The 6,194-nt window shown below is 65.6% G+C and carries 4 protein-coding genes; 3 read left to right on the forward strand and 1 reads right to left on the reverse strand.

Annotated features, from left to right (window positions below; genetic code table 11):
- Positions 1–120 precede the first annotated feature (120 nt).
- Positions 121–753, forward strand: a complete 633-nt coding sequence (locus ACG2LG_RS23340; protein ID WP_396263207.1) for an NADH-quinone oxidoreductase subunit N — start codon at positions 121–123, stop codon at positions 751–753.
- A 230-nt stretch (positions 754–983) separates the two neighbouring features.
- Positions 984–5,210: a hypothetical protein gene (locus ACG2LG_RS23345; RefSeq protein ID WP_396263209.1), complete on the forward strand. Its 4,227-nt coding sequence runs from the start codon at positions 984–986 to the stop codon at positions 5,208–5,210.
- Between the two features lie 36 nt (positions 5,211–5,246).
- Here the strand turns inward: ACG2LG_RS23345 and ACG2LG_RS23350 are convergent, their stop codons facing one another.
- A complete protein-coding gene (locus ACG2LG_RS23350) occupies positions 5,247–5,942 on the reverse strand; it encodes a hypothetical protein (RefSeq protein ID WP_396263211.1) in 696 nt (231 codons plus the stop codon).
- Between ACG2LG_RS23350 and ACG2LG_RS23355 the strand changes: the two genes are divergently transcribed.
- Positions 5,848–6,138, forward strand: coding sequence for a hypothetical protein (locus ACG2LG_RS23355; protein ID WP_396263213.1), 291 nt, complete (start codon positions 5,848–5,850; stop codon positions 6,136–6,138). The two genes, ACG2LG_RS23350 and ACG2LG_RS23355, sit on opposite strands and share 95 nt — an antisense overlap.
- The last annotated feature ends 56 nt before the right edge of the window (positions 6,139–6,194 follow it).

Genomic DNA, 6,194 nt, shown 5'->3' on the forward strand with positions numbered 1-6,194 from the left:
ACCGAGTGGAGCGCAGCAAGACACGGACTCAGGAAGCCGTAGGAGACAGAGGGGCCATTCCGCCCGAAACTACCATGAACGCCGTAGCCAAATGCTTCGACCTTCAAGATCCGCCATCATGTGCTGGCGATCCTGCTCCTGCTGGCGGTCGCGACCCTGCTGTTCGGGAATCTCGCGGCCATTCGTCAGACGAACTTCAAGCGCCTGCTTGCTTACTCGTCGATCGCCAACGCCGGTTTCATCATTCTGGCCCTGGCCGCCGGTAAGGAGGAGGGCGTCACCGATCCGGGGTCGGTTCACACCGTCGGCTTCTACCTCGCGACCTACCTGCTGACCACGCTGGCCGCATTCTTCGTCCTCGCCCAGATCCGTGTCTCCGAAGGCTCGGACGAACTCGCCGCCTTCGACGGCCTCGGCAAGCGCTCGCCGCTGCTCGCCGGGGTGATGACCGTCGTGATGGCCGGCCTGGCGGGGGTGCCGCTGACCGCCGGCTTCATCGGCAAGTTCTTCGTCTTCTCGCTCGCGGTCCGCTCGGAGCTGTGGTGGGGCGTGGGCATCGCCTTCATCGGAGCCGCCGCAGGCTTCTACTACTATTTCAAGGTCATCCGCGCGATGTGGTGGTTCGACGCCCCGAGCGGGGCCTCCCCCATCGAGCTCCCGCAGACCACCCGCATCAGTGTCTTCTCACTGGCCACCGCCGTACTCGTCCTCGGCATCTGGTTCCAGCCGATCCTGTGGCTGATGGGGGGATGAACGACTCCGGGTGCTCCCCCCGGCTTGCGTTTCGGAATTCGGCTTGCATCATCCCGAAGCAGACAGGCTTTCGGTCGGCTTGATTCCACAACACCGCCCGCTCCACGATCAGGCGGTCCAGCCCGGGCGCGGCGATTCTGTCCGGAACCGGGCACCCGATTTGGTTTGTGGAGTTCGCGTATTTTTTCATAGCATCCACCCGGTCATTTTTCGACCCCACTCGTGATGCCATGAAGCTGCCCGACCGCTCCGCCGCCGGCCTTTGCCTGTGTCTCGCCGCCCTCAGCCATCCAACCTCTGTGCTGGTGGCCCAGGTCGAGTATCCCGTCCGGATCACTCCCCCCTTCCAGACCGTCGTCGGTGACGTGTATACGGCCATCCTCAGTCCCGACGGATCGCGTGTCGTTTACACCGCCGACCAGGAGACGAAACATGTCATCGAGCTCTACTCGCGGTCACTGGAAGGTGGGGAGAGTGTGAAGCTGAGCCCGCCAGCGCCGGCGTGGGGCCATGTCCTGTCCCCGACCGTGACTCCCGACGGGGCGCGGGTGGTATACCGATCGCACCATGAGAGTCATAACTTTTTCCAGCTCTACTCGGTGCCGATCACCGGCGGAGACAGCATCCGGCTGAACGCCGTCATGCCTTCCAACCGCGACGTCGAAGAGTTCCAGATCAGCCCGGATGGCGGCACCGTATACTATCTGGCGGATCAGGACACCGATGAGATCGATGAACTCTATGCGGTCCCGGTGACGGGCGGTGCGGTGACGAAGCTCAACGGCCCCCTCGTTCCGGGAGGAGAGGTCGCTTCCTTCGGGATTTCGCCTGACGGGACGAAAGTGGTTTATCTCGCCGACCAGGACACCGTGGATGTGCTCGAACTCTATCAGGTACCGACCCAGGGCGGCTCCCCGACGCAACTGAATCTCCCGCCTGTCGCGGGCGGCCAGGTGTCGGGCTTCCGGATCAGCCCGGATGGGGATATCGTGGTTTATTCCGGGGATGTCATCACCAACGACCGCCGGGAACTATTCGCGGTGCCGATCGAGGGAGGATCTTCGACCAGCCTGACGCCGGACCTCATCCTGGAAGGCGACGTGACGCAGTTCCTCATCAATGCCGACGGCTCGACGGTGGTCTATCTTGCCGACCACGATATCGACGGGGTGCCGGAGGTCTTCGCGGTGCCTGTGGAAGGCGGTGGTTCTTCCCGAGTCAGCGATGAGATGACGGCGGGCGGCGGGGTGATCGACTTCGCCATGAGCCCGGACGGAACGCTCGTCGTTTACAAGGCGGACCAGGACACGGTCGGGGAACACGCCCTCTACAGCGCCCCGATCGAGGGAGGCGGTTCGACCTTGCTGGCAGGAGGCGTGTCCTCGTTCAGCTACCTGTCACCCTTCCGTTTCACGCCGGACGGGGCGCAGATCATTTATCGCGCCCCCGAGGATGGAAGCCCGACCCATCACCTGCACGCGGTGTCCGCTACGGGCGGGTCTCCGGTCCGACTCACGCCGGATTTTGTGACCGGAGGCGAAGTGTTGAGTGAATTCGCGATCAGCCCGGACGGCAGCTTCGTCCTCTACCAGGCCGAGCAGGAGATCGACGGGGTGATCGAGGCTTACCGGGTGTTCCTCGCGGGAGAATCGTCCGAGAAGCTGAATCCCACGCTCGCCCTCGGGGGCCAGGTTACCCAGACCGAGATCACGCCCGACGGCAGCACGGTCGTCTATCGGGCGGAGGCGGAGGTCGAGGGACAGTGGGAAATCTTCCGGGTTCCCATCGAAGGCGGGACACCAGCCCGGCTCCATCCCCCCTTCCCGGCCGGCACCTCGGCCTACGGGTTCGCCATCACACCGAACGGCGACGCCGTCGTGTACGTTGGCTCAGAGGGTCATCCCCAGCCGAGGGAACTCTACCGGGTGCCCCTCGCCGGCGGCATTCCGCAGAGGCTCCATCCTCCGTTGCCGGTCGGAGCCGACGTCGGTGCTTTCACCATCAGCCCGGACGGCACCCGTGTCGTCTATCAGGCCGATGGGGAAACCGATGAGGCCAAGGAATTGTACACCGTCCCGATCACCGGGGGCACGCCCCTGAAACTCAACGCCCCCTTGGTCGCCGGTGGCGAGGTCACGGCCTTCGTCATCTCGCCTGACAGCCGCTCGGTGGCGTATCAGGCCACGCAGGACAGCACCACAGAGCACGAACTCTACAGTGTGCCCATCAATGGCGGCGAGACGACGAAACTCAACCCGACCCTGGAGTCCTTCGCCAGCGTCGGCTCGTTCGAGTTCGGCCCGGACAGCGAACTCGTCTATTTCATCGCCAAAGTGAGCGGGTCTCCGAGCTACGAACTCTATGTCACCCCCACCTATGGATCCTCGGCCACGAAACTCAGCGCCCCCCTGGTCCCGGGCGGCAATGTCAGCCGCTTCAAGATCAGCCCCGACGGGCACCACCTGGTCTATTGCGCCGATCAGGACACCGACCACCTGCTCGATCTTTACAGCGTCGAGCGCTTCGCCGCCGGTTCGGCCGTCAAACTGAGCACTTGGTCCAGCCCGCTCGGTGGCTTGCCGGATTTCGACTCCTCGTTCGCCATCAGTCCCGATTCCTCCCGGGTCGTTTTCCTGGCCGACTCCTCCGCCCTCCACGCAGGGCCCGCTGATCTCTACAGCGTGCCGATCACCGGGGGATGGGCGACGCGCCTGAATCCCGATCCGGCATGGTATTTCGGGGACATCTGGGATTTTCAGTTCAGCTCCGGCGGCAGCCACGTGGTGTATCGGCAGCGGGAGGAGCTGGGCTACGAAACCCTCCACCGCGTCCCCATCGAAGGCGGCCCCAGTGTGCCCGTCACGCCCGGACTGAGCCGCAGCCGGACGGTCCGCGAGTACGACTGCGTCGCGGACGGACCCGGAGTCGTGTATCGCACTTCCGGCAGCGGCGGGTGGGATACCTCGCTCCATTTCTGGCGGCCCCAGGCGTGGTGGACCGGCGATGGTGGCGACTGGAGCGAGGCAGCAAACTGGACCCGGAGCCTGATGCCCGAAGCTCAGGTCCCGGCCGTCCTGGCGGAGCCGACGGTGGTGACCCTGACCGGCGAGGCGACGCCGACAACCGCCGAGTCGCTCTTTCTCGGCGGAGGCGACGGGCCGACCATCCTTCAACTTGAGGATGGCGCCGTACTCTCGGTGCCGTCCGGGACCACCTTCGCCGCCGGCGCGGTCCTGCGTGGCGACGGCATCCTGAACAGTGGCGGAGGGCCGGTGGTGGTGCCCCCCGAGGTCGAGATCCGGGCCGGGGCCGGCGAGCGCTTGTCGGTTTTCAGCGGTCCGGTCGGTCATTCGGGAGTGATCGAGGCTTCCGGCCGGGCCTTCGACCCTGCCGAAATCCACTTCAGCGGAACGGTCACCAACCTGCCCGTGACCGGGTTCATTGCGGCCAACGATGCCACCCTCCGTTTCGACCAGGGACTCGCCAACGGGGGCTGGCTTGCGGTGGGCAACGGACTCGTCGAGATTCACGGTGACCTCGACAACCAGGCCGGTGGTGTGATCGCCGTTTCGGGAGGTGCCACCGCCATTTTCTGGGATGACGTGGCGAACGCCTCGGTGATCAGCGTCGGCGCCTCCAGCGGGCTGCAAGGCAGCGCGATCTTCTTCGGAGCATTCTCGGGCAACGGGGTCGCCGGGGGTGGCCATGTCTTTCTCGAAGGCGATGCGCGCCCGGGCTTCAGCCCCGGCAGCATGGACTTCGATGGCGACCTGAGCCTGGGAGCGCTCGCCCGTCTCAACTGCGAACTCGCCCCCTCTGCTCATGACCGGATCACCGTGGCGGGCCGGCTCGAACTCGGAGGCGTGCTGGAAGTGTCCTTCATCGAGGGTTTCACCCCCGCCGCCGGCATGAGCTTTGATCTCTGGGACGCGGGCGCGGCCTCGGGCCAGTTCTCCTCGGTCGACCTGCCATCCCTTCCCGCCGGGCTCCACTGGCACGACGACGGGATTCAGACCACCGGAGAAATCCGGATCGGCCTGACACCGGAGAGTTACCCCGAGTTCGCCGCGCTTCACGCCCTGGGCGACCCGGCGGGCGATCCCGATGGTGATTCGCGTTGCAATCTCCTCGAGTATCTCGCCGGCACCGATCCACGCCGCGCCGACCCCGGCCCGGGTCCGCTCTCCCACCGACGCGCCGAGGATACCAGCGAGCTTTCCTTCGTCATCGCCGAGCCCGGCGGCACCGATCTCTCGATCACCCTTGAAACGTCCGACACCCTGAATCCCTCCTCATGGGTTCCCCTCGCCACCCGTCGCGGAGACCAGGCGTGGTCCGCTGCGGTGCCGGTGGGCGATGTCTCCGCCGGCAACGGCCGCCGAAGCATCACCGTGACCGACCCGACCCCTGGAACGACGAGGCGATTCTACCGTCTGCTGGTCGAATGTCTGCCCTGATCCCGGTGACGGCTCTTCAAGGCACGGTCGCGGGGCCTACGTCGCGATCGACTGAAGCGCCCTCAGACGGTCGAGCGCGGAACCATCGTCGATGACCTGGCGGGAGAGCTCGATGCCCTCGCCGATGTCGTCGGCCAGACCGCAGCACGCCAGTGCGGCGCCGGCGTTGAGCAGGACCATGTCGCGCTTCGGACCGGTTTCGCGTCCGTCGAGGATCGCCTCGAGGATCGCCGCGTTGGTCGTGGCGTCGCCGCCCTGAAGGTCGGCCACCTCGGCGTGCTTCATGTCGAAATCCCGCGGCCGGACTTCCTCGTCGACGATGTCCTCCATGGTCCCCGACTTGCAGACGCGGGTCGAGCCCATCAGGCTCACCTCATCAACCGAGCGGCCGTCACCGGTGGTCCCGTGCACGACCCACGCGCTCTCGCGTCCGAGCCGTTGCAGGATTTCCGCGAAAGACGGACACCATTCGCGCGAGAACACGCCGACCAACTGGCACTCGGGACGCGCCGGATTACTGCTAGGAAATTGCTTCTGAGGCAGGCCCCTGAAACAACCGTTGACTGCTAGGAAATTGCTTCTGAGGCAGGCCCCTGAAACAACCGTTGGGCCGGACCGGAGGACGGGGAAAAGGGGGTTGATCCGCCGGATCCGTCCGAGCGACCCCTGCGTCGTCCTCAACCCGACCGGCCGCGCGATCCCCAGCGTCGCCGGCCCGGTCGACATCGTCATCAAGAACCCGACCTCGGCGGTGATGGAAATGGACGTGATCGTCTTCGATACCGGCGGCAACACCGGCTACTCCGCGGTCGGCTCGCCCCCGCCCGATGTCGCCGACGACATGGTCCAGCGCCTCAGCGTCCCGCTCGGGGACTCCGTGCCCCTAGAAAGGGTCAGTAGTACCAGAGCTTGGCAAGGGGTTTTTTGAAGGTCGTTTTGAGGGCGTCAGGGAGCGGATCGATCCGGGCGGGCCGGTTCGACCTG

The organism is Haloferula sp. A504 (assembly GCF_044385805.1).
Taxonomy (GTDB): Bacteria; Verrucomicrobiota; Verrucomicrobiia; order Verrucomicrobiales; family Akkermansiaceae; genus Haloferula.